Raw genomic sequence first — 26,192 nt, 5'->3', positions numbered from 1 at the left:
AAGCGGCTATGGAGTCATCCTTACGTTTAGTGGCGATCACCAACTGTCCGGCGGGTATCGCCCACACTTATATGGTCGCGGAGGCGCTGGAGCAAAAAGCTCGCTCGCTCGGCCACACGATTAAAGTTGAAACTCAAGGCTCAAGCGGCGTTGAAAACCGCCTGACTACTGAAGAGATTGCCACGGCTGATTACGTTATTTTAGCCATCGGCCGTGGATTAAGCGGCGAAGACCGTGCGCGTTTCGCCGGGAAAAAAGTCTATGAAATCGCTATTTCCCAGGCGCTAAAAAATGTCGACCTGATTTTTACGCAACTACCGACTCATTCACAGCTTTTTGCCACAGAGAGCAGCGTGAAGCTAGGTAAACAACAGGTCCAGCAGGGCAGCGTGATGAGCCATCTGATGGCCGGCGTTTCCGCCGCGCTGCCGTTTGTTATCGGCGGCGGTATCCTGGTCGCCATCGCTAATATGCTGGTGCAGTTCGGTTTGCCTTACACTGATATGTCGAAAGGCGCGCCCTCGTTCACCTGGATTGTTGAATCCATCGGCTATCTGGGCTTCACCTTTATGATCCCCATTATGGGGGCATATATAGCGTGGTCGATTGCCGACAAGCCCGCGTTTGCCCCGGCATTTCTGGTGTGCTACCTGGCGAACGATAAAGGCCTGTTAGGTACGCAGTCCGGCGCGGGATTTCTTGGCGCGGTCGTACTCGGACTGGCGATTGGCTACTTTGTGCTGTGGTTTCGCAAGGTCCGTCTCGGCAAAGCGCTGCAACCGCTGCTCGGCTCCATGTTGATACCGTTTGTCACTTTGCTGGTGTTTGGCGTACTGACTTATTACGTCATCGGCCCGGTGATGTCCGATATCATGGGCGGTCTGTTGCACTTCCTGAACACCATTCCGCCATCAATGAAAATGGGCGCAGCCTTTCTCGTTGGCGCAATGCTGGCGTTTGATATGGGCGGGCCAATCAATAAAACAGCCTGGTTCTTCTGCTTCTCACTGCTGGAAAAACATATCTATGACTGGTACGCCATCGTTGGCGTGGTGGCGCTGATGCCGCCCGTCGCGGCAGGTATCGCGACCTATTTAGCGCCGAAATTGTTTACCCAGCAGGAGAAGGCCGCCGCCAGCAGCGCAATTGTCGTCGGCGCCACCGTCGCCACCGAACCGGCAATCCCTTATGCGCTGGCCGCGCCGCTGCCAATGATTACCGCCAATACACTCTCCGGCGGTATTACCGGCATGCTGGTTATCGCCTTTGGAATCAAACGGCTCGCGCCGGGTTTAGGTATCTTTGATCCACTGATTGGCCTGATGTCTCCGGTGGGGTCATTTTACCTGGTACTGGCTATCGGTCTGGTGCTGAACATTTCGTTAATTATCATCCTGAAAGGATTGTGGCTAAAACGTAAAGCCACACAGCAGGAGCTTGTCCATGAACATTGAGTTACTTCAGCAGTTATGCGAAGCCAGCGCCGTCAGCGGCGATGAGCAGGAAGTTCGTACTCTTCTCATTAATGCACTGAAATCCAGCGTCGATGAAATCACTTTCGACGGCCTCGGCAGCTTTGTCGCACGCAAAGGTAACCGCGGACCAAAGGTTGCCATCGTTGGGCACATGGATGAAGTGGGCTTTATGGTCACGCACATCGACGATAGCGGTTTTTTGCGCTTCACCACCATTGGCGGCTGGTGGAGCCAGTCGATGCTCAACCACCGGGTCGCCATTCGAACCCGCAAAGGCGTTAAAATTCCTGGCATAATCGGCTCCGTAGCACCACACGCCTTAACAGATAAGCAGAAACAGCAGCCGCTGACATTTGACGAGATGTTTATCGATATTGGCGCCAACAGCCGCAAAGAGGTTGAAAAACGCGGGATTGCAATCGGCGATTTCGTTAGCCCGGAAGCCAATTTTGCCCGCTGGGGCGAAGATAAGATCGTCGGCAAAGCGCTGGATAATCGCATCGGCTGCGCCCTGATGGCCGAGCTTTTACAAACCGTGGATAACCCTGATATTACTCTGTACGGCGTGGGCAGCGTGGAAGAAGAGGTTGGACTACGCGGGGCACAAACCTCAGCGGAGCATATCAAGCCCGACGTGGTGATCGTGCTGGATACTGCAGTTGCGGGCGATGTCCCCGGAATCGACGGCATCAAATACCCGCTCAAGCTTGGTGAGGGTCCTGGTCTGATGCTATTCGATAAGCGCTATTTCCCTAATCAGCAGTTGGTTGCCACATTAAAAGAGTGTGCAGAAAGCAGCGGTGCGTCAATGCAGTTTTGCACCATGAAAACCGGGGCGACGGACGGTGGGCGCTATAACGTGATGGGCGGCGGTCGTCCGGTGGCGGCGCTATGCCTGCCGACTCGCTATCTCCACGCCAATAGCGGCATGATTTCCGCATCGGATTACGACGCACTGTTTACGCTAGTGCGCGAACTGCTCGCCACGCTGACGGTCGAAAAAGTTCGCGCGTTCACAGACTTTAGTCAGGTGAGTTAATGCTATCGGAACGCCAGTTAAAACTTGTGGATATTCTTGAACAGCAGCCGTGTTCGCTGGGCGAGCTGGCGCGACAAACTGGCGTTTCGAGCAGAACCATCCTGCGCGATATTGATTACCTCAATTTTACCCTTAGCGGTAAGGCCCGCATCCTGCCCGGTGGCAGTACGGGCTATCAGTTGGAAATTGTTGACAGACGCGGTTATTTTCAGCTTCTGCAACGCCATGATAATGATGACCGATTGCTGGCCTTTCTTCTGCTCAATGCCTTTACGCCCCGCGTACAGCTGGCTGCGGCGCTCAATTTACCTGAAACCTGGGTGGCCGAGCGTCTCCCGCGTTTGAAACAGCGCTATGAGCGCGCCTTTTGCCTTTCCAGCCGCCCGGGCGTGGGTCATTTCATTGATGAACCGGAAGAAAAACGCATTATCCTGTTGGCGAATCTGCTAAAAAAAGATCCACTGTTAATTCCACTGCCTGGTATTACCCGAGCCAATATCGACAGGCTCAATGTAGCATGTGAAAAACTTAATGAATTCCCACTCATTTCGGGAGAGTATCTGGCAAGTCTGGTGCTGGCAGTCTACGCCCTGCGTAATCAGCTCTGCGGATCATGGCCGGAGTGTCGGTATGCATCACTGAAAAATGCGGTGGAACAAGGCGGTGTTTACCTGGGTGAGAACGCCTTCAGAACGCTGATCGGCCTTCTGGAAATCAGACAACGGCAGGCAATGACCATCTCGGCCGCAGCGGTGACCTCTTTGCTGAAAAGTGTTCCCGGCATCGACGCGTTAAACGTTATCGATACTCAACTGGTTGATAATATTACCGGTCACCTGCTGAGATGCGTCTCTGCCCCAGTCTGGGTACCGGAACATCGCCAGAGCAGTATGCATAACCTGAAGTCTACCTGGCCTGCCGCTTTCGATTTGAGTCTGCGTTTTATCGCCCTGTTGCGCGAAAAACTGGATATCCCGCTGTTCGATAGCGACCTCATTGGGCTTTACTTTGCCTGTGCGCTGGAGCGGCATCAAAACGAACGTCAGCCGGTCATTTTGTTATCCGACCAGAATGCTATCGCCACCATCAACCAACAGGCCATTGAACGAGATGTCCTGAATTGTCGGGTAATCATTGCGCGAAACATGAGTGAAGTCAGCGCTATCAGTGAAGAAATCACCCCACTGTTGGTCATCAACAATAGTCACTACTTACTTGATGAATCTATAAAAAATACCTTAACCATCAAGAATATTATCACCGCGGCGGGTACCGAGCAGATTAAACACTTCCTCGCGACAGCCTTTATCCGTCAGCAGCCCGAACGTTTCTTTTTACAGCAGGGCAGTTTCCATTACGCCAATATGAAGGCCGAAAGCTGGCAACGTATCATTGGCCGGATCTGCGGCCAACTTGTGGCACAGGGCCACATCACCGAGGACGAGGCGCTGCGCATTTGCGCCCGGGAACATGAAGGTGAAAATCTGATAGTGAATCGCCTGGCGATTCCTCATTGCTGGAGTGAACAGGAGCGTCGCTTTCGTGGCTTCTTTATCACCCTCGCGCACCCTATTTTGGTGAACAACGAACCGGTCAGCCATGTCCTGATCGCCTGTGCCGCTGCCGAAGCGCGACATGAACTAAAAATCTTCAGTTATTTATCCAGCGTGTTGAGCAGCCATCCGGCAGAGATTATTGCGGGGTTGAAAGACTATAAAGCGTTTATCGCATTGCTCAGGCAGTGAATGCCGGAAATGAAAAAAGCGCCTCAAAGGCGCTCTTTCTACAGTACTGAGGTCTCTTATTTCAGCAGTTCAGCGGTCATGTGCACGCGGTTACCGGTGTAAGCCTGGGTGATTTTATAATCGCTGGCGCCTGCACGTTCAGCCTGAGCGGCAATGTTTGCTTCAGCGCTTTCCAGTGTAGAACCGGTTGCGGTAACAGTCTGAGCAGCGAATGAACCGAAAGAAGTAGCCAGAGCGATAACTGCGACAAAAGTTTTGATGCTTTTCATGATATAAACCCTTTAACTTAGTTGTTTGAGTAAGGCACCGTGCCTTGATGTGATAAATAATAGCCATCTCATCACACAACTAAAAGCGGAAGGATTTGCCTATCTTATTCAAATTATTTGAATTCAAGTCACTCTACAATCAAACGCTCCGGATGCGTATAGATCGTCGCCCTGCCCGGTTTACAAAAACCTACCAGCGTCAGGTTACAGCGTTCCGCGACTTCCACCGCGAGCGTTGTCGCCGCAGAAACGGCAAACAAAATCTCCACGCCGCACATTGCCGACTTCTGCACCATCTCGTAGCTGGCGCGGCTGGAAACTAATACCGCACCCTGTTGCCAGGTCTCCCCTTCGATTGCACGTCGTCCCAGCAGTTTATCCAGCGCGACATGACGCCCAACGTCTTCATGCCCGCCCGCCAGATGACCTGACGGCTGTACCCATGCCGCCGCGTGCGTGCAGCCGGTTAGTTGTCCCACGGGCTGGTAGTCATGGAGATGCCTTAAGGCGTTATCGAGGAGCGCCAGATCAAATGTCTGGGTAAATGCCAGAGGCTGGACCGGCTTGCCAATATCATTGAGCTGCTCCACGCCGCAAACGCCACAACCAGTGCGCCCGGCCAGTGCGCGACGACGCTCCTTCAACCCCATAAAACGACGGCTGGACAGCTCAACCTGAACTTCTAATCCGTTGCAGGAAGGAACCACGTCCATCCCGTAAATATCCTGCGGGGACTCAATAATGCCTTCAGAAAGTGAAAAACCCATCGCGAAATGCTCAAGATCTTTCGGTGACGACATCATCACCACGTGCGAGATTCCGTTATAGACCAGCGCAACAGGCACTTCTTCAGCGACTTCATCAGGCTGAGGATGTTGCAAATCCTCGCGCTTCCAGAGAGTCAATTGGCGCGATCCTGTCGGAGATGTCACATTCTTAATATTTTCTTGAATAATCTTATTCACTTTCTTTTAACCATATTGGAACACGCGTACCAACATTGTGGTATTCTTTACAAATCCCTCCTGGACGGAGGGAAATTCACCCAATTCTGGACCTTTGCGGTCCCGTCCGCAAAGAAAAATAACAACCACTTCCCACGCGTTGGCATGGCAGAAATGCGCAGGGAACGTGACAATGTCGAAACAAGGAGCAAACCATGCAGGTCAGCAGAAGGCAGTTCTTTAAGATCTGCGCTGGCGGTATGGCAGGCACCACGGCAGCGGCACTGGGCTTTGCACCCGGCGTAGCGCTCGCGGAAACACGGCAATATAAACTGCTGCGCACCCGCGAAACCCGTAACACCTGCACCTACTGTTCCGTTGGCTGTGGACTGTTAATGTACAGTCTCGGTGACGGTGCAAAAAACGCCAAAGCATCCATCTTCCATATTGAAGGGGACCCGGATCACCCGGTGAACCGCGGCGCGCTGTGCCCGAAAGGGGCTGGTCTTGTGGACTTTATCCACTCCGAAAGTCGTTTGAAATTCCCGGAATACCGCGCACCAGGCTCGGACAAGTGGCAGCAAATTAGTTGGGATGAGGCATTCGACCGCATCGCTAAGCTGATGAAAGAAGACCGCGACGCTAACTACGTTGCACAAAACGCCGAAGGCGTAACCGTTAACCGCTGGCTTTCCACCGGGATGCTGTGTGCATCCGCTTCCAGTAACGAAACCGGCTATTTAACGCAAAAATTCTCCCGCGCGCTGGGTATGCTCGCGGTCGACAACCAGGCGCGTGTCTGACACGGACCAACGGTAGCAAGTCTTGCTCCAACATTTGGTCGCGGTGCGATGACCAACCACTGGGTCGACATTAAAAACGCCAACCTCGTTGTGGTGATGGGCGGTAACGCCGCTGAAGCTCACCCGGTCGGGTTCCGCTGGGCGATGGAAGCGAAAATTCACAACGGCGCGAAGCTGATTGTTATCGACCCTCGCTTTACGCGAACCGCAGCGGTGGCTGATTTCTATGCCCCCATTCGTTCCGGTACTGACATTGCCTTCCTGTCAGGCGTCATGCTGTACCTGCTGAATAACGAAAAATTCAACCGCGAATATACCGAGGCCTACACCAACGCCAGCCTGATCGTGCGTGAGGATTATGGCTTCGAAGATGGCCTGTTTACCGGCTACGACGCGGACAAACGCAAGTACGACAAAACCAGTTGGAACTATGAGCTGGATGAAAACGGCTTCGCCAAACGTGATGTGACTCTGCAACATCCGCGCTGTGTATGGAACTTGCTCAAACAGCACGTCTCCCGCTATACGCCGGACGTCGTAGAGAATATCTGCGGTACGCCGAAGGCCGATTTCCTGAAGGTCTGTGAATACATCGCAGAAACCAGCGCCAAAGACAAAACCGCATCGTTCCTGTACGCGCTGGGCTGGACGCAGCACTCCGTTGGTGCACAAAACATCCGTACGATGGCGATGATCCAGTTGCTGCTGGGCAATATGGGCATGGCCGGCGGCGGTGTTAACGCCCTGCGTGGTCACTCCAACATTCAGGGACTGACCGACCTTGGTCTGCTGTCACAGAGCCTGCCGGGCTATCTGACGCTGCCAAGCGAAAAACAGACCGACCTGCAAACCTACCTTGCCGCCAACACGCCAAAACCATTGCTGGAAGGTCAGGTAAACTACTGGGGCAACTATCCGAAATTCTTCGTTTCGATGATGAAAGCCTTCTTTGGCGATAAAGCGACAGCGGAAAACAGCTGGGGCTTCGACTGGCTGCCGAAGTGGGATAAAGGGTACGACGTCCTGCAGTACTTCGAGATGATGAACCAGGGCAAAGTGAATGGCTATATCTGCCAGGGCTTTAACCCGGTCGCCTCATTCCCGAACAAAAACAAGGTCGTAGCTTCACTGTCCAAACTGAAGTATCTGATCACTATCGACCCGCTCAACACGGAGACCTCCACCTTCTGGCAGAACCATGGTGAGTCCAACGATGTTGATCCGTCGAAAATCCAGACTGAAGTATTCCGTCTGCCGTCCACCTGCTTCGCCGAAGAGAACGGTTCGATCGTCAACTCGGGTCGCTGGCTGCAGTGGCACTGGAAAGGCGCGGATGCCCCAGGGATTGCCGCAACCGATGGCGAAATCCTCGCCGGTATCTTCCTGCGCCTGCGCAAGATGTACGCCGAACAAGGTGGTGCGAACCCGGAACAGGTGCTGAGCATGACCTGGAACTACTCCACACCGCATGAACCGGCTTCGGAAGAAGTGGCGATGGAGAGCAACGGTAAAGCGCTAGCTGATATTACCGACCCGGCAACCGGCGCGGTAATCGTCAAGAAAGGCCAACAGCTCAGCTCGTTCGCCCAACTGCGCGATGACGGCACGACCTCCAGCGGCTGCTGGATTTTTGCCGGTAGCTGGACACCGGAAGGCAACATGATGGCGCGTCGCGATAACGCCGATCCGTCTGGCCTTGGCAATACGCTGGGTTGGGCCTGGGCGTGGCCGCTTAACCGCCGCATTCTTTATAACCGTGCTTCCGCAGACCCGCAGGGGAATCCGTGGGATCCAAAACGTCAAATCCTGAAATGGGATGGCGCGAAATGGAGCGGGATGGATATTCCAGACTACAGCGCCGCCGCACCGGGTACTGACGTCGGGCCGTTCATCATGCAGCCGGAAGGGATGGGACGCCTGTTTGCTATCGATAAGATGGCGGAAGGGCCGTTCCCGGAACACTACGAGCCATTTGAAACGCCGCTCGGCACTAACCCGCTGCACCCGAACGTTATCTCTAACCCTGCCGCGCGTATCTTTAAAGGTGACGCGGAGGCGCTGGGTAAAGCGGATAAATTCCCGTATGTCGGCACAACTTATCGTCTGACCGAGCACTTCCACTACTGGACCAAGCATGCGCTGCTAAACGCCATCGCCCAGCCGGAACAGTTTGTGGAAATTGGCGAGAAGCTGGCGAATAAGCTCGGTATCTCTCATGGCGATACCGTCAAAGTCTCCTCTAACCGCGGCTACATTAAAGCCAAAGCAGTGGTGACCAAACGTATTCGCACGTTGAAGGCCAATGGTAAGGATATCGACACAATCGGTATTCCGATTCACTGGGGCTACGAAGGTGTGGCGAAAAAAGGCTTTATCGCTAACACGTTAACGCCATTCGTCGGTGATGCGAATACGCAGACGCCGGAATTTAAGTCCTTCCTCGTGAACGTGGAAAAGGTGTAACGGAGACGACCTATGGCTTATCAATCGCAAGACATCATTCGTCGATCCGCCACTAACGGTTTCACCCCCGCGCCTCAGGCGCGGGATCACCAGGAAGAGGTGGCGAAACTTATCGACGTCACTACCTGCATCGGCTGTAAAGCCTGTCAGGTGGCGTGTTCCGAGTGGAATGACATCCGTGATGAGGTGGGCAACAACGTTGGGGTGTATGACAACCCGGCTGATTTGACCGCCAAATCCTGGACGGTGATGCGCTTCTCGGAAGTGGAACAGAACGACAAACTTGAGTGGCTGATCCGCAAGGATGGCTGTATGCACTGCGCCGATCCGGGCTGCCTGAAGGCGTGCCCGGCTGAAGGCGCAATCATTCAGTATGCCAACGGTATCGTCGACTTTCAGTCCGAGCAGTGCATCGGCTGCGGCTACTGCATTGCTGGCTGCCCGTTCGATGTGCCGCGCCTTAACCCGGAAGACAACCGCGTCTACAAATGTACGCTGTGCGTCGACCGTGTTGTGGTCGGGCAAGAACCAGCCTGCGTGAAAACCTGCCCAACCGGGGCGATTCATTTCGGCACCAAAGAGTCGATGAAAACGCTGGCCGGTGAACGCGTGGCGGAGTTGAAAACGCGTGGTTACGATAACGCGGGGCTGTACGATCCAGCGGGCGTTGGCGGTACGCACGTGATGTATGTGCTACACCATGCCGACAAGCCGAATCTGTATCACGGTCTGCCGGAGAACCCAGAAATCAGCGCCACCGTGAAGTTTTGGAAAGGCATCTGGAAACCGTTGGCAGCAGTCGGCTTCGCAGCGACATTTGCGGCCAGTATCTTCCACTACGTCGGTGTGGGTCCAAACCGTGCGGAAGAGGAAGAAGACAATCTGCATGAAGAGAAAGACGAGGTGCGCAAATGAAACGACGTGACACCATCGTGCGCTACACGGCGCCGGAACGCATCAACCACTGGGTAACCGCCTTCTGCTTTATTCTGGCGGCAGTGAGCGGGATGGGTTTTCTCTTCCCGTCTTTTAACTGGCTGATGCACATTATGGGCACACCGCAACTGGCGCGAATTGTGCACCCGTTTGTCGGTGTAATCATGTTTGCCTCGTTTATCATCATGTTTTTCCGTTACTGGCACCATAATCTAATCAATCGGGATGATATCTTTTGGGCGAAGAATATTCGTAAGATTGTCGTCAACGAGGAAGTAGGTGACACGGGACGTTATAACTTCGGCCAGAAATGCGTATTCTGGGCGGCGATTATCTTCCTGGTCCTGTTGCTGGTGAGCGGAGTGATCATCTGGCGTCCGTATTTTGCGCCTGCTTTCTCAATCCCGGTGATCCGATTCGCGTTAATGCTGCATTCATTTGCCGCAGTGGCGTTAATTGTGGTTATCATGGTGCACATTTACGCCGCCCTTTGGGTGAAAGGCACCATTACCGCGATGGTGGAAGGATGGGTTACTAAATCGTGGGCGAAGAAACATCACCCACGCTGGTACCGAGAAGTCCGCCAGAAACAGGAAAAGTCATCTGAATGAGTATTCGCATAATCCCGCAAGATGAGCTGGGTTCGAGCGAGAAACGCACGGCGGATATGATTCCGCCGTTATTGTTCCCCAGACTCAAAAATTTGTATAACCGCCGTGCTGAACGTCTGCGCGAGCTGGCCGAAAACAACCCGTTGGGCGATTATCTGCGCTTTGCCGCGCTGATCGCCCACGCACAGGAAGTGGTACTGTACGATCATCCGCTGCAGATGGATCTGACCGCTCGTATCAAAGAAGCGAACGATCAGGGCAAGCCGCCGCTGGATATCCACGTCCTGCCACGCGACAAACACTGGCAAAAACTGCTGCAATCGCTAATTGCTGAGCTGAAGCCGGAGATGAGCGGTCCTGCACTGGCCGTGATCGAGAATCTGGAAAAAGCCTCTGAGCAGGAACTGGAGCTGATGGCCAGCGCGCTGTTTGCCTCAGATTTTGCCTCCGTTAGCAGCGACAAAGCCCCGTTCATTTGGGCCGCACTGTCGCTCTACTGGGCGCAGATGGCAAGCCTCATCCCCGGTAAAGCGCGCGCTGAGTACGGCGAACAACGCCAGTTCTGCCCGGTATGCGGTTCGATGCCGGTCTCCAGCATGGTGCAAATCGGCACGACTCAGGGGTTGCGTTATTTGCACTGCAATCTGTGCGAAACCGAGTGGCATGTGGTGCGCGTGAAGTGCAGCAACTGCGAACAGAGCCGTGATTTGAACTACTGGTCGCTGGATAACGAGCAGGCGGCAATTAAAGCTGAAAGCTGCGGCGACTGCGGGACTTACCTGAAGATTCTCTACCAGGAAAAAGACCCGAAAGTCGAAGCCGTGGCCGACGACCTCGCGTCACTGATGCTGGACGCACACATGGAGCAAGAAGGCTTTGCCCGCAGCTCCATCAACCCGTTCCTGTTCCCGGGTGAAGGGGAGTAAAACCCCAGTACTGCCGGGCGACGCTGGTCGCCCGGACTATAACGTATACGGCGTTACCACGCCGGATATGCCTGCAAAATCTTTGGTATTACGCGTAACCAGCGTAAGACGATGAATCTGCGCAGTAGCTAAAATAATGGCATCCGGCAATTTGATCCCGTGCTCCTGCCTGATACTCACGCTTCGTTCAGCAATATCCTGTGAAACACCGATCACGTTAAAAGCGCTTAGCGCAACGCGCGTTCGGGCTTCCTGATTGTATTTTTTCGCGCCCACCATCACCTCCATCCAGGTAATGAGGCTGATTGCATTCTGTGGCTGCCATGTTTCTATCGCCAGTTTTGCTTCACTTCGCCCGCTAAACAGGTCGATGAGGATATTGGTATCAAAAAGCGCAGCTCCTTTGACCATTACCACTCCTCACGCAGCTTGCGCTGATATTCAACACCATCTTCCTCACAGCCTTGCCAGAGCCCCAGTGCATTCGAAATTGTGATCTCAGCCCGATCCTGCCTTTCAAGATACTGCTCAACGGCCTCCCGCAAGAGCTCAGCTCGCGGCAGGTTGCGCTGCACCTTGAGATCATCAAGGCGTTTAATCACGTCGTCTGATAAATCGAGTAAAATTCTGCCCATATCCATCCCAGCCATCATACTCACATATACCTCCAGTATATCATCGGCGCTTATTTTTCAAACAACATACACCTGAGACTGACGAGAAAATAGTTATTACGCGAACGATTTTTATTTTTGCGAGCCGCTTTCCAGAATCGTACACAGCCTAACTTTCCCATTTTCATTCGTACCAAATCGGGTTATAACCCTGTATATCCATACAGACAAAGGCAATGAAAAATGGCACTGGAAAGCGGGATTGCGCAGTTAGTGGAGGAATTTATCGCGGCAGGGCGCCCCTCTTCTCGCGAGCAGAATATTGATGACCGGAGAGCAGGCTACATCGCCAGTACGGTGCTGGCAGGGGAAATAGAAAACCGCGTCCAGGTTGAAGATATTGAACTCGATGCCATGACGTTTCGCGTGGTTTCGCCGCTCAATGCCACAGGAAAATTACCCTGCGTCATTTATTATCATGGTGGCTGCTTTGTCAGCGGCGGTTTTGCCACTCACGATAACCAGTTAAGGCAGTTAGCTTTTTACAGTAATTGTCGCGTGATTGCCGTGCAGTACCGACTTGCGCCAGAGCACACCTTCCCGGCCGCACATAACGATGCCGAAACCGGAGCCAATACTATCTGGAAATATGCCCAGAAACTGGGGATAGACCGCGCGAACATTACGCTTGCCGGCGATAGCGCGGGCGGGCATCTGGCACTGGTCACTGCGCTACGCCTGAAAGCCGCCCGTCAATGGCAACCAGCACAGCTGCTGCTGATCTATCCGATGCTGGACGAAACCGCCAGATTTGAGAGCTACGCCCGTAACGGGCAGGATTACATTATCACGCGTGACACGCTGCTTTCTGGCTACGAGATGTATATGCCGCAAACCGATCCACTGCATCCTGAAGTCAGTCCGCTGTGGCGTGAAGACTTCACCGGTCTGCCACCCACGCACATCATTACTGCCGAATTCGACCCACTGCGCGATGAGGGCGAGGCCCTGTATCAGCGGTTTCAGGAGCAAGGCGTGACGTGCACCTGTCAGCGCTATCTCGGTGTCATCCATGGCTTTTTCCAACTCGGAGGTGTGAGCCAGGCGGCACGAAGCGCCATGCGAGATGTGGCCTGGCGTGTTGTAAGTCCATCAACAGGGAAAATGATCTAAAATTCAATTTAGTTTTCAACTTGAAAACCTGATGATGCTGCACTAAATTGTTTTCAGGTTGAAAACTTTGTAATGGAACTACATCGTGCATGTTATCAGCCGAAAACCATTCAATGAGGCGATGCTCATGTATCCAATCCATGGGCTTGCTCTCGCTGAGTTGCTGAATGTTCTGGAGAAAAAAACATTCACTCTGCCTAAAGAGATGAGGCAGTTTATTCCTTCACTGGATAATTTTAAGTACAGAGATAAATGGTGGGTGATTGATGTTTCTGGTAATAGCCTAAGACTCATCTCCTACATAGATTTCAGGTCACATAAGATATTTGTCAAACATATCGTTTCCCATGCCGAATATGACAAACTGACAGCATATTATCGGGGTAATAAAGAATGAGAACGCATCGTCAGTTGGATGCCGCCAGCGCAAAAAAGATCGTTGATACTTTCAGCGATGCGGTAAAAAACCTCCCACTGTTGGGGGAAGAACGAAATGACACTGAGTATCGCAGGGCACTAGCGCTAGTAGAGTTTCTGATTGACCACGACGATCTCGAAAACCCCCTATTCGAATTACTCAGTGCCCGAATCAGTGAATACGAAAAACATGCGCCTGAATTCAAAGCACTCAACCAACACCTGGAGAAAACTCCCTCTGGCGTTTCAGTATTGCGAACGCTCATGGATCAGTACGGTCTCAAAGCAGCCGATCTTGCCAACGAACTCGGTTCAAAATCGAACGTCAGCAACATCTTAAATGGCCGTAGATCACTGACGGTAAGCCATATAAAAGCGCTTACAGAACGCTTTAAACTACCAGCGGATGCATTCATCGAGTAGTCGGATACTTCTATCTACTCTTCCTCATTCCCGCCCTCTTCATACGCGCCAAACGGTTTCGCGGGTAGGACAATATACGTGCCTTCAAACACGACGCCCGGCGAGTCATCACCAAATACCTCAACCTGCATCTTCACACGTGCCTTACGGCCTCTCGCCAGACGGTCAAGATCGCCACTCAGCGATCCCAAGTCGGCGATGGCGGTCGGCTTCCCGGTGATTGGCCTGCTGTAGCGGATATGCGCATCGGCAAGGATAATGGTTCCCCCCAGATGACGTTCACGCAGCATCAGCCAGATCAGCCCCCAACCCGTTAACGTGGCCAGAGAAAACAGGCTCCCGGCAAACAGAGTATGGTGCGGATTCTGATTACCCGTCTCGGGCATCGTCGTAATAAATTTCTGCCCGGTATACTGTTGAATACGCACGCCCATTTTCTCACTCAAGGGAATATGTTCGTACCAGGCTTGCTGTAACTGTCCGCACCAGTCGCCGCGATGGAGAATATCGTCCAACGTCGCGATGGGCTTAATCATCAAAAAGTGGCGCACCGGCGTGGTTTGCGGTGTGGTGATCTCTCCCTGGCTCACAAACCCCAGTTTGGCGAAAAATTCGACCGCATCTTCACGGGCGCTACAGGTTACGCGCTTTACCCCTTCCTGACGCGCGACAGACTCCAGGGTCATCGCCATCAGCGTACCCAGTCCTTTCTCCTGCACGGAAGGGTCAACGGCCATAAAGCGTATGGAGGCTTCGTTATCCGCATTGATATACAGACGTCCTACCGCGACCAGATTACCCTCTTCGTCCACCACCATCTGATGATGCGCCATTGCGTCCCAGGCATCCCGTTCAGAGCCTTTTGGCTGGTGCAATGGTTTACGCAGCATCTCCCAGCGAAACTGGTAGTAACGCTCCAATTCTTCTTCTGTTTGCGGTACTCGAAGGTGATACATAGCTGTACTCTCTCTTGTTGCCCGCGGCCACACCGGTAGCTGGTTCATACTTGTAACCAGAACGTCACGGGGCCATCATTAACCAGCGAAACCTGCATATCCGCAGCGAATCGACCGGTTTGCGTATTCATTTCCTGTTGGCGGCAACGCTCAACAAAGTACTCATACAGTGCTTCTGCCCGATCGGGCGCGGCACCTTTTGAAAACCCCGGGCGCATACCACGCTCAGTATCTGCCGCCAACGTAAATTGCGAGACCACCAGCACGCTGCCGCCTGACTGCTGCACATTCAGGTTCATTTTGCCTTCGGCATCGCTAAAGATTCGATAGCCGAGTACGCGTTCGCACAGGCGGTTCGCTTTTTGTTCGTCATCATCCCTTTCGACACCTAACAGGACCAAAAGTCCTGGGCCAATTTCACCCGTCACCTCGCCCTCCACGGTGACGCTGGCACGGGTTACGCGCTGAATTAATGCAATCATGGTTGCTCTGCTTCTTCTTGTTCTGCGGCTTGTTTAAGTTTGCGGTATTCCCCGAGAGTGACAGTTATTTCCGCGCCTAGCAAGACGATACACCACGTCCAGTACACCCAGACAAATAAAATGGGGATCACCGCAAGGACACCGTAAATGAGCTGATAAGACGGGAACATCGTGATATAGAGCGCAAATCCTTTCTTTCCGGCCTCGAACAATACGGCGGCCACAAAGGCGCCAATAACCGCATCCCGGTTAGGTACGCGCGTGGTCGGTACGATGCTATAAAGCAGCCAGAACGAGAGCCAGGAAAGTACCAGCGGGAAAATACGCAGAATATTATCAATCACCGTGTTGAGATCGCTGGCCCAGCGCAATGACAACAGATAAGAGCTGATCGCCAGGCTGGCCCCCGCCAGTAGAGGTCCCAGCGTTAAAATCATCCAGTAAACGGCAAAAGAGTAAACTTTGGGCCGAGTGCGCTTACTACGCCAGATAGTATTCAGAGCGTTATCAATGGAATACATCAGTAATAACGCCGTTACAATCAGCCCACATGCCCCGACGGCCGTCATTTTGTTCGAGTTGGCGACAAACTGTTCGATATAACGTTGGATGACGTCTCCCGTCGCCGGGATAAAGTTCGCAAAAATAAAATGGCGTAACTGGACACTGACGTCGGAAAACATCGGAAATGCGGCGAAAAGTGCAAAAACAACAGCAATAAGCGGCACTAATGAGAGCAATGAAACGTAGGCAAGATTCCCTGCCAACGTCGTCATGTTGTCCTCATCAATGCGCTGCCATAGCAGCTTCAGCCAGGCTCGTACGGGCCGCGTATGATGCCTGGCTTGTTGCTGAACATTTTTTAGCATAACAACTTCGCGAAATAGTCAGGAATGGTCGCTTTATCGGTGACCTGGATACTGGTAATACCTAACCGGTTAGCCCCTTCAATATTATCGGCGTTGTCGTCAAAAAAGACCGCATCGTGCGCAGAAAAACCTTCAGCCTGCAGGACATGCTGGTAAATCCGCGCTTCCGGTTTACGCATGCCCAGATCCTGGGAAAGATAAATATGGTCAGCGGCCTGACGGATCTCGGGGTATTCATCCGGCCAAAACGTTGTGTGCAGACGGTTGGTATTCGACAAGACGACTACCCGATGGCCCTGCTCACGCAGCTTATGCATGATGTCGATCACTTCAGGACGCAAGGCGACAAAAACGGCCTGCCAGCCGTGGGAAAACTGCTCGTAGCTTAGCGGCAGCGCCATCTCATGGCATAGCGCTTCAGCAAACGCTTCATCCGTTATTTCACCTCGCTCATGCTGGTGAAAAGCCTCACCCATGCTGAAACTTTGCTTTAGCGACGCTAGCGGTACACGGCTCAGATCGCTCCATGTGCCTAACACGCGATTGAAGTCGATATCGACAATCACATTACCCAAATCAAAGATATAGAGCATGCCCTTCTCCTTATTCGCCGTGGATGAATAACTGTAGCGGGAAAGGAGAAGTTTGACTATGCGCGAATGATGGCTGCGAATTTACCGAGCCATCATTGGAGAGAATTACACAGCCAGAGCATCATCCTGTGACGGACTCACCTGCACAATTTCCACCTGCTGAGACTGGAGTAAATTATGCAATGCGGGGCCAGGGTATTCATCGGTAAACAGCGCGGTCACCTGAGACACATTGCCAATCTCTACCGCGGCAGAAGCCGTGTATTTCGTATGATCCGCAGCCAACAGAATATGCCTTGAATGGGCCATCATCGTTTTCACGACGCTGGCTTCGTTGACATCAAACTCCAGCAACGCGCCATCGCTTTCAATCGCGCCTACGCTGGTTACCAGGTAATCAGCGCGAAAATCAGCGACAAATGACGTGGCGGAAGGACCGATAATGCCACTGTTATGCGGGCGTAATGTTCCCCCTGGCACCATAACTTCAAAACGTGGATTGTTATACAGAATGTGTGCCACACGCAGGCTGTTAGTGATAATGCGCAAATGATTATGGTTTAACAGCGCGCGGGCCACCTGCTCAACGGTGGTGCCAATAGTAATAAACACCGTTGACCCATCAGGAATGTAGTCAGCCACCGCTTCCGCGATAGCTTTTTTCTCTTCCGTCCAGGAGACTTCACGCTGCTCGAACGCCGTATTCACCACGCTGGAGGCTCTGCCCGCGCCGCCATGATGACGCGTAATTAATCCCTGCTCGCTGAGTTTACGAATATCACGACGCACGGTCTGCGTGGACACATCCAGCAGGCTAGCCAGCTCATCAATATTCATATAACCGCGCTCGCTAATCAGCATCAGTAGCTGATCGTGTCGCGGATTACCGGTCAGTTCGGTAAGACTCATGAAATTTCCTCGAAAAACCATTGCCCTGGCATTTTATACAAAAAGTGACAGAAAAGATCGGGTTTGATCACAGTCAGGGATTCCGGCCCGTCCTCCCGGACGCGTGCATTTTAGCGCCGCAACGCCACTGGCGAACCTGACAGCGTCTTCCGGGGTATTTCCGTTAGCCAGACTGAACGCGAGCGCACCGTGAAAAACATCTCCGGCCCCGGTGGTGTCAACAACGTCGACGGTAAAACCAGATTGATGCTGCAACGTATTATTTTCTATCCAGTCGCAACCTTCACGCCCCCGCGTCACATAAACATGTCCATTTGTGAGCGTTTGTGTTTTTTTCAGTCCAGCAACAGGATCGTTTATCCCGGTCATGCGCGCCAGACCCGGTTCAGAGAACGCGGCATGATCGCTTAACGCCACCAGCTCACGGATATCCTGCGGCGTTACGTCACCATCCAGGACCGTCATGACTCCCGCCCGACGTGCCAGTGTGAACGCCTGTTTGGTCCCCTCGTGCCAACGAACATCCGCCAACACCACATCCCACTGGGAAAAATCGATCTCATTAAGCCAGTCAGCGTCATGCAGTAAATCCGGGCTGGGATAGTTAACGATAATTCGTTCCCCTTGTGCATCAACCAGAATTGCCGATTGGGAGGATTGCGCCCCCACATAGCGTCGGGTGTAGCGGGTATTCACCCCCAGGGATTCCAGCTCCGCCAGCAGGCTATTTCCGGTGTCATCGTCGCCCACACGGCCAATAAAATCCACCTGCGCGCCCAACTTCGCTGCAGCCACAGCGGCCGTTGCCGCAGGCCCGCCGCCCACTTCCGTATAACGCTTCGCCACATATTTACCTCCTTCAGTCGGTAACTCCTCCACGTAATAGATGCGATCCATTACGGCAATCCCTACACAAGCAATACGAATCATGGTCATTCCTTAGGCGTTTCAAGATGGGATCATTTTAATTTCACAAAATGTTTAAAAAGTGACGGCTGTCAATTTTTTGACCATAAATTACAAATACGATCAAAAACAGACAAAAACAAACGACCTTAAATGACAAAAAATGACATCCACGTCTCAGGAGAACGTTATGGCAGTTATAGCATTTATCGGATTAGGTCAGATGGGTTCACCCATGGCGAGCAACTTGCTGAAGCAGGGCCATCAACTCAGCGTCTTTGACGTTAACCCGGATGCCGTTCAGCGCCTGGTGGAAAAAGGAGCACAGCCTGCCATCAGCCCGGCTCAGGCAGCAAAAGAGGCAGAATTTGTCATCACGATGCTCCCCAACGGCGATCTGGTGCGCAGCGTACTGTTCGGCGAACAGGGAGTCTGCGAAAGCCTCTCCCCACAGGCGTTGGTGATTGATATGTCCACCATTCACCCGCTGCAAACCGACAAACTGATTACCGATATGCGTGCCAAAGGCTTCGACATGATGGATTGCCCGGTTGGACGCACCTCCGATCACGCCGTCGCGGGAACGCTGCTGCTGCTGGCGGGCGGAACATCAGAGCAGGTGGAACGCGCCACACCGGTTCTGATGGCGATGGGTAATGAACTGATCAACGCAGGGGGGCCTGGCATGGGGATCCGCGTGAAGCTCATCAACAATTACATGAGTATCGCGCTGAACGCCCTGTCAGCTGAAGCCGCCGTGTTATGCGAAGCGCTCGGCCTCTCCTTCGATGTGGCTCTGAAGGTAATGAGCGGTACTCCTGCCGGAAAAGGCCATTTCACTACCTCCTGGCCGAACAAAGTGCTGAAAGGCGATCTTTCTCCCGCCTTCATGATCGATTTAGCTCACAAAGATCTTGGCATCGCGCTGGACGTTGCCAACCAGCTGCATGTGCCAATGCCGCTCGGCGCTGCCTCCCGCGAAGTTTATAACCAGGCCCGCGCCGCAGGCCGTGGCCGGGAAGACTGGACCGCAATTCTTGAGCAGGTTCGGGCGTCTGCCGGATTAAATCACCAATTTTAATAAGTAAAAGGACTGAACAATGACGAAGTACACCCTGAAAGATATCACCCGAGCTTCCGGCGGTTTTGCCATGCTGGCAGTCGATCAGCGCGAGGCCATGCGCTTAATGTTTGCCGCAGCGGGTGCAAAATCGCCGGTCTGTGACAGCGTGCTGACTGACTTTAAAGTCAATGCGGCGAAGATCCTTTCCCCCTATGCATCCGCCATTCTGGTCGATCAGCAGTTCTGCTACCGCCAGGTCGTAGAGCAAAACGCGGTCGCCAAAAGTTGCGCCATGATTGTTGCCGCTGATGACTTTATTCCGGGTAACGGCATTCCGGTCGATAGCGTGGTGATTGATAAAAAAATTAACCCGCAGGCCGTGAAGCAAGATGGCGCCAAGGCTCTCAAACTGCTGGTGCTGTGGCGTAGCGATGAAGATGCCCAGCAGCGCCTGGATATGGTGAAAGAATTCAATGCGCTATGCCATTCCAATGGCTTGCTGAGCATCATCGAGCCGGTTGTTCGTCCACCGCGCCGTGGCGATAAGTTCGATCGCGAACAGGCCATTATCGATGCCGCGAAAGAGCTGGGCGATAGCGGTGCCGATCTCTACAAGGTCGAGATGCCGCTGTACGGTAAAGGGACCCAACAGGAATTGCTCAGCGCCTCTCAGCGCCTGAATGAAAACATCAACATGCCGTGGGTCATCCTCTCCTCTGGCGTGGATGAAAAACTGTTCCCGCGCGCAGTCAGCGTAGCAATGACCGCAGGCGCATCTGGCTTCCTGGCCGGACGTGCTGTCTGGTCATCAGTTATTGGCCTGCCGGACACTGAACTGATGCTGCGCGACGTTTCCGCACCTAAGTTGCAGCGTCTGGGCGATATCGTCGACGAAATGATGGCCCGCCGTTAATCGAGGATCAAAGCATGAAATGGTTTAACACCTTAAGCCACAACCGCTGGCTGGAGCAGGAAACTGACCGCATTTTTAACTTTGGTAAAAATGCTGCTGTCCCTACCGGTTTTGGCTGGCTGGGAAATAGTGGCCAGGTCAGAGCGGATATGGGTACGCATCTGTGGATCACCGCCCGCATGCTACACGTTTACTCCGTTGCGGCATCCATGGGTCGCCCCGGCGCATATCAGTTAGTCGATCACGGAATTAAGGCGCTGAACGGCGCGCTACGCGACACACGTTACGGCGGCTGGTACGCCTGCGTAAATGACGAAGGCGTGATGGATGCCTCCAAACAGGGCTATCAGCATTTCTTCGTCTTACTTGGCGCTGCCAGCGCGGTCACTACCGGCCATCCGCAGGCCAGACAATTACTGGATGACGCTATCGACGTGATTGAGAAGTACTTCTGGAGCGAAGATGAGCAGATGTGTCTGGAGTCCTGGGACGAAGCCTTCAGCCAGACGGAAGATTACCGCGGCGGCAACGCCAACATGCACGCGGTTGAAGCTTTCCTGATCGTTTATGACGTTACTCATGACCGCAAATGGCTCGATCGCGCGCTGCGTATCGCATCGGTCATTATTCACGACGTGGCTCGCAGCGGGGAATATCGCGTCAACGAACACTTCGATTCACAGTGGAACCCAATCCGCGATTACAACAAAGATAATCCAGCGCATCGTTTCCGCGCCTACGGCGGCACGCCGGGCCACTGGATCGAGTGGGGCCGCCTGATGCTGCATCTGCATGCCGCGCTGGAGGCCCGTTTTGAAACGCCTCCCGCCTGGTTGCTGGAAGATGCCAAGGGTCTGTTCCACGCCACCATCCGCGATGCCTGGGCGCCGGACGGCGCAGACGGCTTTGTCTACTCGGTAGACTGGGACGGAAAACCCATCGTGCGCGAAAGAGTGCGTTGGCCGATAGTCGAGGCCATGGGCACCGCTTACGCCCTCTACACCCTCACCGGCGACAGCCAGTACGAAGCCTGGTATCAGAAGTGGTGGGATTACTGCATCACGTATCTGATGGACTACGAGACCGGTTCGTGGTGGCAGGAGCTGGATACCGATAACAAGGTGACCACCAAAGTCTGGGACGGTAAGCAGGATATTTACCATCTGCTGCACTGCCTCGTGATCCCACGTTTGCCGCTGGCTCCGGGTCTTGCACCGGCAGTTGCAGCCGGTCTGCTGGATATCAACGCCAAATAAGTCACGAGGTGAGCTGTCATGCATAGCGGTGGAAAAACCCTTCATCTTCAGGCTGGCCATTACCAGGCGAAAATCGTCACGGTTGGCGCTGGGTTAGCAGAATTGACGCACCTTGGGCGTCACGTCGTTATTCCACATCAGCCGGAAGAGATGCCGCTGGCACATTTGGGAAAAGTGTTAATTCCCTGGCCAAACCGTATTGCAGACGGCTGCTATCAACATAACGGCAAGATCTTTCAGCTTGCCGTTAACGACCTTGTTTCGCATACCGCCATTCATGGATTACTGGCCTGGCGAGACTGGCAGATTAACCAACTGTCAAACACGGAAGTGTCGCTGACGATTTTTCTACCGCCTTCTTATGGTTATCCCTTCGCGCTGCATTCAGAGGTGATTTACCGGCTGGATGCTGCCCGCGGACTGCACGTCTTTATTCGTACACAGAATGTGGGTGACGAAATCGCCCCGTATGGCGCGGGAGCACATCCCTACCTGACCTGCAATTTGCAACCCATCGATAGCTGTGAATTAACGCTCCCGGCGAGTGAAGAAACCTGTGATGAACGCAATTTCACAACGCCGCGCTTAATCGCGCAAACCACTCTCGATCAGACGTTCAGGACCTTACAGCCTGACGCTGAGTGGGAGGTAAGGATGACAAGTCCCGCTCAAAACATGTCGACGTATTTACGCAGCCACCAGCCCTGGCTGCAGGTGTATACCGGCGAAAAATTAGCACGGCGCGGCCTGGCAGTAGAACCGATGACCTGCCCGCCCGACGCCTTTAACTCCGGGGTAAGCCTGATTCATCTCGCGCCCGGAGAAACGCATCAAATGCATTTTTTAATCGGCAGTGAATAACAGATTTCCGACAAATTACCGAAATACCCTATTTTTACGGAGACGAAAATGAATTCGCTACAACAACGGTCCACCGCATTAGAACTGACGACGTTACAAAATGGATTTACGCTGACGTACCACCAGCGCCTGATCTTACGTCACAGCGCAGAGACCCCTTGCCTGTGGATCGGCGCTGGCGTTGCCGACATTGATATGTTCCGCGGTAACTTCAGCATTAAAGACAAGCTCAATGAGAAGATTGCCCTGACCGACGCCACGGTCAGTGAGACGCCTGAGGGCTGGCGGGTCGATTTCAGCCGCGGTAATACCATCAACGCCACGCTGCACATCTCCACCGATGAACAGGGTCGTTTGAAGCTCGATCTCCATAACGAGGAACACAGCCATAACCGTATCTGGCTGCGCCTGGCCGCCAGGCCGGACGATCATATTTACGGCTGCGGCGAACAGTTCTCTTATTTCGATTTGCGCGGTAAGCCATTCCCACTGTGGACCAGCGAACAGGGCGTGGGCCGCAACAAAAACAGCTATGTCACGTGGCAGGCCGACTGCAAAGAAAATGCCGGCGGTGACTACTACTGGACCTTCTTCCCGCAGCCAACCTTTGTCAGTACACAGAAGTATTATTGCCACGTTGATAACAGCTGCTATATGAATTTCGACTTCAGCGCACCGGAGTATCACGAACTCGCTCTGTGGGAAGACAAAACGACTCTGCGTATTGAGTGCGCCGAAACCTACATCTCTCTTTTGGAAAAACTGACCGCGCTGTTAGGCCGCCAGCCGGAGCTGCCGGACTGGATTTACGACGGCGTCACGCTCGGTATTCAGGGCGGGACTGAGGTTTGTCAGAACAAACTGGACACCATGCGTAACGCTGGCGTGAAGGTAAACGGCATCTGGGCGCAGGACTGGTCCGGGATCCGCATGACTTCCTTTGGCAAGCGCGTAATGTGGAACTGGAAGTGGAACAGCGACAACTACCCGCAACTGGACAGTCGTATTAAGCAGTGGAAAGAAGAAGGCGTGCAGTTCCTCTCCTATATCAACCCGTACGTCGCCAGCGACAAAGATCTCTGCGCCGAAGCAGCCAAACACGGTTATCTGGCGAAAGATGCTTCGGGCGATGACTATCTGGTTGAGTTCGGCGAGTTTTACGGCGGCGTGGTCGATCTGACCAACCCCGAAGCCTACGCCTGGTTCAAAGAAGTCATCAAAAAGAACATGATCGCGCTGGGCTGCGGCGGCTGGATGGCCGACTTTGGCGAATACCTGCCAACTGACACTTACCTGCACAACGGCGTCAGTGCCGAAATTATGCATAATGCGTGGCCCGCACTGTGGGCGAAATGTAACTACGAAGCGCTACAGGAGACCGGCAAGCTCGGCGAGATCCTGTTCTTTATGCGTGCGGGCTACACCGGCAGCCAGAAGTACTCCACCATGATGTGGGCAGGCGATCAGAACGTGGACTGGAGCCTTGATGATGGACTGGCTTCGGTCGTTCCTGCCGCACTGTCGCTGGCGATGACCGGTCACGGTCTGCACCACAGCGATATCGGCGGTTACACCACGTTGTTTGACATGAAACGCAGCAAAGAGCTGTTGCTACGCTGGTGTGATTTCAGCGCATTCACCCCGATGATGCGCACCCATGAAGGTAACCGCCCTGGCGATAACTGGCAGTTTGATGGTGATGCGGAAACCATTGCCCACTTTGCCCGCATGACCACCGTCTTTACCACCCTGAAACCGTATCTCAAACAGGCCGTCGCGCAAAACAGCGCTACCGGTCTGCCGGTAATGCGCCCGCTGTTCCTGCATTACGAAGACGATGCGCGCACCTACACCCTGAAGTATCAGTACCTACTGGGACAAGATCTGCTGGTGGCGCCGGTTCACGAACAGGACCAGCAAAACTGGACGCTGTATCTGCCAGAGGATAGCTGGGTCCACGTCTGGACCGGGGAAACTTACCAGGGAGGTGAAATTACCGTTGATGCGCCGATTGGCCAGCCTCCGGTGTTTTATCGCGCGAAGAGTGAATGGGCGTCACTGTTTGCCACTTTACGCAACATCTAACACGGCTCGCCCGCGGGGCAACTCGCGGGCACATGGAGAATAATAATGAGTCAGACTTCCTCTAATCCGGCAACCCTACGCTTGCCGTTCAAAGAAAAACTCGCCTATGGGATGGGTGATTTAGGCTCCAATATCCTGCTGGATATTGGGACGCTCTATTTACTCAAGTTTTATACCGATGTCCTTGGTTTACCGGGAACTTATGGCGGTATCATTTTCCTTATTGCCAAGTTTTTTACCGCGTTTACCGATATGGGCACCGGGATTATGCTCGATTCGCGCCGTAAAATAGGCCCGAAAGGGAAATTCCGTCCATTCGTCCTTTATGCCGCATTTCCGGTTACCTTGCTGGCGATTGCCAACTTTGTCGGAACACCGTTTGAAGTCACTGGTAAAACGGTCATGGCAACGGTGCTGTTTATGCTGTACGGACTGTTCTTCAGCATGATGAACTGCTCTTACGGCGCGATGGTGCCTGCAATCACGAAAAACCCGGACGAACGCGCGTCGCTGGCTGCCTGGCGACAAGGAGGCGCAACGCTCGGCCTGCTGCTGTGCACCGTCGGCTTTGTCCCGGTGATGAACCTGATCGAAGGCAATTCACAGCTGGCTTATATTTTCGCCGCCACGTTGTTCTCGCTGTTTGGCCTGTTATTTATGTGGCTGTGCTATGCCGGGGTTAAAGAACGCTACGTGGAAGTGAAACCCGTGGATGCCGCGCAAAAACCGGGATTACTGCAATCCTTCCGCGCCATCGCCGGTAACCGACCGCTATTTATTCTGTGCGTTGCCAACCTTTGCACGCTGGGCGCATTCAACGTCAAGCTGGCGATTCAGGTCTATTACACCCAGTACGTACTGAACGATCCGATCCTCCTTTCCTGGATGGGCTTTTTCAGCATGGGCTGTATCTTCATTGGCGTCTTCCTGATGCCTGGGATGGTCAGACGTTTTGGCAAGAAGAAGGTTTATATTGGCGGGCTGCTGATTTGGGTCGCGGGCGATCTGCTTAACTACTTCTTTGGCGGCGGCTCAGTCAGCTTTGTCGCCTTCTCTTGTCTGGCGTTCTTCGGCTCAGCCTTCGTCAACAGCCTGAACTGGGCGCTGGTTTCCGATACGGTGGAATATGGCGAATGGCGTACCGGCGTACGTTCTGAAGGCACGGTATACACTGGCTTCACCTTCTTCCGTAAAGTTTCACAGGCGCTGGCAGGCTTCTTCCCTGGCTGGATGCTGACGCAAATCGGCTACGTCCCCAACGTGGTGCAATCTGCGAATACGGTCGAAGGTTTGCGTCAGCTGATCTTTATTTATCCGTGTGCCCTGGCAGTCATCACCATCGTCGCAATGGGCTGTTTCTACAATCTCAACGAAAAGATGTATGTCCGCATCGTTGAAGAGATAGAAGCACGTAAACAACCCGTTTGATAATAATAATGAATAGCGCTCTGCGGGGCGCTA

26 protein-coding genes are annotated in these 26,192 nt (G+C 53.4%); 16 read left to right on the top strand and 10 right to left on the bottom strand.

Annotated elements, in window-relative coordinates; translation table 11 throughout:
• The first annotated feature begins 8 nt into the window (after positions 1–8).
• From ACVXHP_RS22690 to ACVXHP_RS22680, 3 genes are read left to right on the top strand one after another with little or no spacing between them, the layout of a single operon-like run.
• Positions 9–1,454 (top strand): PTS fructose-like transporter subunit IIBC, encoded by a 1,446-nt coding sequence (locus ACVXHP_RS22690; protein ID WP_447572214.1) that lies wholly within the window; start codon positions 9–11, stop codon positions 1,452–1,454.
• Positions 1,444–2,514, top strand: a complete 1,071-nt coding sequence (locus ACVXHP_RS22685) for an aminopeptidase (RefSeq protein WP_447572213.1) — start codon at positions 1,444–1,446, stop codon at positions 2,512–2,514. Before ACVXHP_RS22690 ends, ACVXHP_RS22685 begins: the two co-directional genes overlap by 11 nt.
• Positions 2,514–4,259, top strand: a complete 1,746-nt coding sequence (locus ACVXHP_RS22680) for a putative frv operon regulatory protein (RefSeq protein WP_447572212.1) — start codon at positions 2,514–2,516, stop codon at positions 4,257–4,259. Before ACVXHP_RS22685 ends, ACVXHP_RS22680 begins: the two co-directional genes overlap by 1 nt.
• A 56-nt stretch (positions 4,260–4,315) precedes the next feature.
• On the opposite strand, the gene ACVXHP_RS22675 is transcribed toward ACVXHP_RS22680, so the two are convergent.
• Positions 4,316–4,528, bottom strand: a complete 213-nt coding sequence (locus ACVXHP_RS22675) for a YdgH/BhsA/McbA family protein (protein WP_042313485.1) — start codon at positions 4,526–4,528, stop codon at positions 4,316–4,318.
• A gap of 128 nt (positions 4,529–4,656) precedes the next feature.
• Positions 4,657–5,493, bottom strand: a complete 837-nt coding sequence (gene fdhD, locus ACVXHP_RS22670) for a formate dehydrogenase accessory sulfurtransferase FdhD (RefSeq protein ID WP_447572211.1) — start codon at positions 5,491–5,493, stop codon at positions 4,657–4,659.
• A gap of 194 nt (positions 5,494–5,687) precedes the next feature.
• Here fdhD and fdnG point away from each other — a divergent pair, with 194 nt between their 5' ends.
• Genes fdnG through fdhE form a run of 4 tightly spaced genes read left to right on the top strand, consistent with a single transcriptional unit; the run spans position 5,688 to position 11,211 of the window.
• Entirely contained in the window at positions 5,688–8,738 is a 3,051-nt protein-coding gene (fdnG, locus tag ACVXHP_RS22665; RefSeq protein WP_172698311.1) for a formate dehydrogenase-N subunit alpha, read from the top strand.
• A 12-nt stretch (positions 8,739–8,750) separates the two neighbouring features.
• The gene (gene fdoH, locus ACVXHP_RS22660; RefSeq protein WP_042313505.1) at positions 8,751–9,653 is read left to right on the top strand and encodes a formate dehydrogenase O subunit beta; all 903 of its coding nucleotides are present in this window, start codon (positions 8,751–8,753) and stop codon (positions 9,651–9,653) included.
• On the top strand, positions 9,650–10,285 hold the full coding sequence (fdoI, locus tag ACVXHP_RS22655; protein WP_038635897.1) for a formate dehydrogenase cytochrome b556 subunit: 636 nt from the start codon (positions 9,650–9,652) through the stop codon (positions 10,283–10,285). Before fdoH ends, fdoI begins: the two co-directional genes overlap by 4 nt.
• Entirely contained in the window at positions 10,282–11,211 is a 930-nt protein-coding gene (gene fdhE / locus ACVXHP_RS22650) for a formate dehydrogenase accessory protein FdhE (protein ID WP_200009464.1), read from the top strand. The genes fdoI and fdhE overlap by 4 nt, the downstream gene beginning before the upstream one ends.
• A gap of 36 nt (positions 11,212–11,247) precedes the next feature.
• Here fdhE and ACVXHP_RS22645 read toward each other — a convergent pair whose 3' ends face one another.
• The gene (locus ACVXHP_RS22645) at positions 11,248–11,622 is read right to left on the bottom strand and encodes a type II toxin-antitoxin system VapC family toxin (protein WP_316130150.1); all 375 of its coding nucleotides are present in this window, start codon (positions 11,620–11,622) and stop codon (positions 11,248–11,250) included.
• A complete protein-coding gene (locus ACVXHP_RS22640; RefSeq protein ID WP_047025919.1) occupies positions 11,622–11,864 on the bottom strand; it encodes a ribbon-helix-helix domain-containing protein in 243 nt (80 codons plus the stop codon). Before ACVXHP_RS22640 ends, ACVXHP_RS22645 begins: the two co-directional genes overlap by 1 nt.
• 204 nt (positions 11,865–12,068) lie before the next feature.
• Here ACVXHP_RS22640 and ACVXHP_RS22635 point away from each other — a divergent pair, with 204 nt between their 5' ends.
• From ACVXHP_RS22635 to ACVXHP_RS22625, 3 genes are all read left to right on the top strand, one after another.
• On the top strand, positions 12,069–12,998 hold the full coding sequence (locus ACVXHP_RS22635; protein ID WP_447572210.1) for an alpha/beta hydrolase: 930 nt from the start codon (positions 12,069–12,071) through the stop codon (positions 12,996–12,998).
• A gap of 85 nt (positions 12,999–13,083) precedes the next feature.
• The gene (locus ACVXHP_RS22630) at positions 13,084–13,395 is read left to right on the top strand and encodes a type II toxin-antitoxin system HigB family toxin (RefSeq protein WP_447572209.1); all 312 of its coding nucleotides are present in this window, start codon (positions 13,084–13,086) and stop codon (positions 13,393–13,395) included.
• Entirely contained in the window at positions 13,392–13,838 is a 447-nt protein-coding gene (locus ACVXHP_RS22625) for a helix-turn-helix domain-containing protein (protein ID WP_447572208.1), read from the top strand. The genes ACVXHP_RS22630 and ACVXHP_RS22625 overlap by 4 nt, the downstream gene beginning before the upstream one ends.
• A gap of 14 nt (positions 13,839–13,852) precedes the next feature.
• On the opposite strand, the gene fabY is transcribed toward ACVXHP_RS22625, so the two are convergent.
• From fabY to ACVXHP_RS22595, 6 genes are all read right to left on the bottom strand, one after another.
• On the bottom strand, positions 13,853–14,794 hold the full coding sequence (gene fabY, locus ACVXHP_RS22620) for a fatty acid biosynthesis protein FabY (protein WP_032940213.1): 942 nt from the start codon (positions 14,792–14,794) through the stop codon (positions 13,853–13,855).
• 44 nt (positions 14,795–14,838) lie between these two features.
• On the bottom strand, positions 14,839–15,276 hold the full coding sequence (gene dtd, locus ACVXHP_RS22615) for a D-aminoacyl-tRNA deacylase (protein ID WP_003825289.1): 438 nt from the start codon (positions 15,274–15,276) through the stop codon (positions 14,839–14,841).
• Positions 15,273–16,145, bottom strand: coding sequence for a virulence factor BrkB family protein (locus ACVXHP_RS22610; RefSeq protein WP_042313529.1), 873 nt, complete (start codon positions 16,143–16,145; stop codon positions 15,273–15,275). Before ACVXHP_RS22610 ends, dtd begins: the two co-directional genes overlap by 4 nt.
• Complete coding sequence (yihX, locus tag ACVXHP_RS22605) at positions 16,139–16,738, bottom strand: glucose-1-phosphatase (protein WP_047025923.1); 600 nt, start codon at positions 16,736–16,738, stop codon at positions 16,139–16,141. The genes ACVXHP_RS22610 and yihX overlap by 7 nt, the downstream gene beginning before the upstream one ends.
• A 105-nt stretch (positions 16,739–16,843) precedes the next feature.
• A complete protein-coding gene (locus ACVXHP_RS22600) occupies positions 16,844–17,647 on the bottom strand; it encodes a DeoR/GlpR family DNA-binding transcription regulator (RefSeq protein ID WP_047025924.1) in 804 nt (267 codons plus the stop codon).
• Positions 17,648–17,680: 33 nt separating this feature from the next.
• A complete protein-coding gene (locus ACVXHP_RS22595; RefSeq protein ID WP_447572207.1) occupies positions 17,681–18,577 on the bottom strand; it encodes a sugar kinase in 897 nt (298 codons plus the stop codon).
• A 166-nt stretch (positions 18,578–18,743) separates the two neighbouring features.
• Between ACVXHP_RS22595 and yihU the strand changes: the two genes are divergently transcribed.
• The 6 genes from yihU to ACVXHP_RS22565 are packed head-to-tail and all read left to right on the top strand — an operon-like array spanning position 18,744 to position 26,159.
• A complete protein-coding gene (gene yihU / locus ACVXHP_RS22590; protein WP_447572206.1) occupies positions 18,744–19,634 on the top strand; it encodes a sulfolactaldehyde 3-reductase in 891 nt (296 codons plus the stop codon).
• Positions 19,635–19,653: 19 nt separating this feature from the next.
• The gene (gene yihT, locus ACVXHP_RS22585) at positions 19,654–20,529 is read left to right on the top strand and encodes a sulfofructosephosphate aldolase (protein WP_047025927.1); all 876 of its coding nucleotides are present in this window, start codon (positions 19,654–19,656) and stop codon (positions 20,527–20,529) included.
• A gap of 14 nt (positions 20,530–20,543) precedes the next feature.
• On the top strand, positions 20,544–21,785 hold the full coding sequence (yihS, locus tag ACVXHP_RS22580; protein WP_047025928.1) for a sulfoquinovose isomerase: 1,242 nt from the start codon (positions 20,544–20,546) through the stop codon (positions 21,783–21,785).
• 18 nt (positions 21,786–21,803) lie between these two features.
• Positions 21,804–22,646, top strand: a complete 843-nt coding sequence (locus ACVXHP_RS22575; protein ID WP_304702935.1) for an aldose-1-epimerase — start codon at positions 21,804–21,806, stop codon at positions 22,644–22,646.
• A gap of 48 nt (positions 22,647–22,694) precedes the next feature.
• Complete coding sequence (locus ACVXHP_RS22570) at positions 22,695–24,731, top strand: alpha-glucosidase (protein ID WP_447572205.1); 2,037 nt, start codon at positions 22,695–22,697, stop codon at positions 24,729–24,731.
• A gap of 45 nt (positions 24,732–24,776) precedes the next feature.
• Positions 24,777–26,159 carry an MFS transporter gene (locus ACVXHP_RS22565; RefSeq protein WP_047025931.1) on the top strand — a complete coding sequence of 461 codons (1,383 nt, stop codon included), beginning with the start codon at positions 24,777–24,779 and terminating at the stop codon, positions 26,157–26,159.
• Positions 26,160–26,192 lie beyond the last annotated feature (33 nt).

This window comes from Citrobacter freundii complex sp. 2025EL-00176 (assembly GCF_053309355.1).
This window is presented reverse-complemented; position numbering and strand designations above follow the sequence as displayed.

Bases quoted from the DNA above. Each gene is read 5' to 3' on its own strand.
- ACVXHP_RS22690 (WP_447572214.1), top strand. From the start codon at position 9: ATGGAGTCATCCTTACGTTTAGTGGCGATCACCAACTGTCCGGCGGGT.
- ACVXHP_RS22685 (WP_447572213.1), top strand. From the start codon at position 1,444: ATGAACATTGAGTTACTTCAGCAGTTATGCGAAGCCAGCGCCGTCAGC.
- ACVXHP_RS22680 (WP_447572212.1), top strand. From the start codon at position 2,514: ATGCTATCGGAACGCCAGTTAAAACTTGTGGATATTCTTGAACAGCAG.
- ACVXHP_RS22675 (WP_042313485.1), bottom strand. From the start codon at position 4,528: ATGAAAAGCATCAAAACTTTTGTCGCAGTTATCGCTCTGGCTACTTCT.
- fdoH (WP_042313505.1), top strand. From the start codon at position 8,751: ATGGCTTATCAATCGCAAGACATCATTCGTCGATCCGCCACTAACGGT.
- fdoI (WP_038635897.1), top strand. From the start codon at position 9,650: ATGAAACGACGTGACACCATCGTGCGCTACACGGCGCCGGAACGCATC.
- fdhE (WP_200009464.1), top strand. From the start codon at position 10,282: ATGAGTATTCGCATAATCCCGCAAGATGAGCTGGGTTCGAGCGAGAAA.
- ACVXHP_RS22645 (WP_316130150.1), bottom strand. From the start codon at position 11,622: ATGGTCAAAGGAGCTGCGCTTTTTGATACCAATATCCTCATCGACCTG.
- ACVXHP_RS22640 (WP_047025919.1), bottom strand. From the start codon at position 11,864: ATGATGGCTGGGATGGATATGGGCAGAATTTTACTCGATTTATCAGAC.
- ACVXHP_RS22635 (WP_447572210.1), top strand. From the start codon at position 12,069: ATGGCACTGGAAAGCGGGATTGCGCAGTTAGTGGAGGAATTTATCGCG.
- ACVXHP_RS22625 (WP_447572208.1), top strand. From the start codon at position 13,392: ATGAGAACGCATCGTCAGTTGGATGCCGCCAGCGCAAAAAAGATCGTT.
- fabY (WP_032940213.1), bottom strand. From the start codon at position 14,794: ATGTATCACCTTCGAGTACCGCAAACAGAAGAAGAATTGGAGCGTTAC.
- dtd (WP_003825289.1), bottom strand. From the start codon at position 15,276: ATGATTGCATTAATTCAGCGCGTAACCCGTGCCAGCGTCACCGTGGAG.
- ACVXHP_RS22610 (WP_042313529.1), bottom strand. From the start codon at position 16,145: ATGCTAAAAAATGTTCAGCAACAAGCCAGGCATCATACGCGGCCCGTA.
- yihX (WP_047025923.1), bottom strand. From the start codon at position 16,738: ATGCTCTATATCTTTGATTTGGGTAATGTGATTGTCGATATCGACTTC.
- ACVXHP_RS22600 (WP_047025924.1), bottom strand. From the start codon at position 17,647: ATGAGTCTTACCGAACTGACCGGTAATCCGCGACACGATCAGCTACTG.
- ACVXHP_RS22595 (WP_447572207.1), bottom strand. From the start codon at position 18,577: ATGATTCGTATTGCTTGTGTAGGGATTGCCGTAATGGATCGCATCTAT.
- yihU (WP_447572206.1), top strand. From the start codon at position 18,744: ATGGCAGTTATAGCATTTATCGGATTAGGTCAGATGGGTTCACCCATG.
- yihT (WP_047025927.1), top strand. From the start codon at position 19,654: ATGACGAAGTACACCCTGAAAGATATCACCCGAGCTTCCGGCGGTTTT.
- yihS (WP_047025928.1), top strand. From the start codon at position 20,544: ATGAAATGGTTTAACACCTTAAGCCACAACCGCTGGCTGGAGCAGGAA.
- ACVXHP_RS22575 (WP_304702935.1), top strand. From the start codon at position 21,804: ATGCATAGCGGTGGAAAAACCCTTCATCTTCAGGCTGGCCATTACCAG.
- ACVXHP_RS22570 (WP_447572205.1), top strand. From the start codon at position 22,695: ATGAATTCGCTACAACAACGGTCCACCGCATTAGAACTGACGACGTTA.
- ACVXHP_RS22565 (WP_047025931.1), top strand. From the start codon at position 24,777: ATGAGTCAGACTTCCTCTAATCCGGCAACCCTACGCTTGCCGTTCAAA.